This is a genomic window from Massilia sp. CT11-108, assembly GCF_047302915.1.
Classification (GTDB): Bacteria; Pseudomonadota; Gammaproteobacteria; order Burkholderiales; family Burkholderiaceae_D; genus Telluria; species Telluria orientalis.
Genome location: NZ_JBKYMO010001017.1, coordinates 1 through 927, shown reverse-complemented (window position 1 = coordinate 927; position 927 = coordinate 1). Strand labels below are relative to the sequence as shown.

The following is a 927-nucleotide window of genomic DNA, read 5'->3' as shown; positions in this document are numbered from 1 at the left end:
GTGCAGGGTGTCGCGGGCGCCGAACGACAGCAGCGGCGATTTTCCGGCGCCGGCGACACCCTGCACGTCGATGATCCGCCCGCGGCCGCCGACATGGACCGCGTCGATGACGGCACGGCATTGCAGGCGCTCGACGTCCCAGATGTCCGCCACGTCCGGCACGGGGCGCGCGGGCGGCGCCTGGCGGGTCGGCTCCGCGTCGATCAGGGTCTCGACGCCGATGCCGTAGAACGCGGCCAGGTGGCGCACGGTGCGGTAGGGTACGGGCCTGCCGGATTCGGCGCGCTTGATGGCGGCGCGGGTGAGACATTGCCGCCGTTCCTGGAATTGTTCGGACAACGCCTCGCGTCCGCTGCGGCGCTGGCGCAGGGCTTTCAGGCTGTGCACGTCGAGCATGACGCGGGCGTCAAAGGGCTGGATGGGCGAGGAAGCGAGGTTGAATGTCATGGCACGTCCGGGTAAAGGCGCCGCCCCGATGGCGGCGCTACTCATATTGCAAACGCCGTGCCATGGCGAAATCCGGGGAGACGGGCCCGATTTCGGCCCATCGGATGTTTCTGCGTGTAAAATTGCCATGTTTTTTACATGTAAAGCGATAACGTCGACGTTCCGCGCATGCTTGACTCCACCGAATATACCCAGACGTTGCAGCTGTCCGCGCAGGGCATGCCCGGACGGCCGCTGCTGGCGCTGACGATCGTCTGGCATCCCGACCCGGCGCGCATCGGCGAACAGTTCGTCGGCGATCCCGGCACGCTGGAAGTGAACCGCTACGCGCCGCTGTTCTATCGCCCGGGCCAGGCCGGACTGCCGCTGGGCCACGGCACGATCTCGCGCGACCCCGTGCGGATCGTGCGCGGCGGCGATGGCGATGGCGATGGCGTCGTCGTGCATTTCCCGGCGACCCGCATGCCGGTCGAGCTGAAC

2 protein-coding genes are annotated in these 927 nt (G+C 67.9%); one reads left to right on the top strand and one right to left on the bottom strand.

Translation table 11 applies throughout. The features are described 5' to 3' along the window. Nucleotides 1–447 (bottom strand): hypothetical protein (locus tag ACEN88_RS32825; protein WP_413346463.1); only part of this gene is annotated, 447 nt, incomplete at its 3' end. A 168-nt stretch (nt 448–615) separates the two neighbouring features. Here ACEN88_RS32825 and ACEN88_RS32820 point away from each other — a divergent pair. Beyond that, nucleotides 616–927, top strand: a 312-nt coding sequence (locus ACEN88_RS32820) for a hypothetical protein (protein ID WP_413346461.1), incomplete at its 3' end; no start/stop codon positions are given.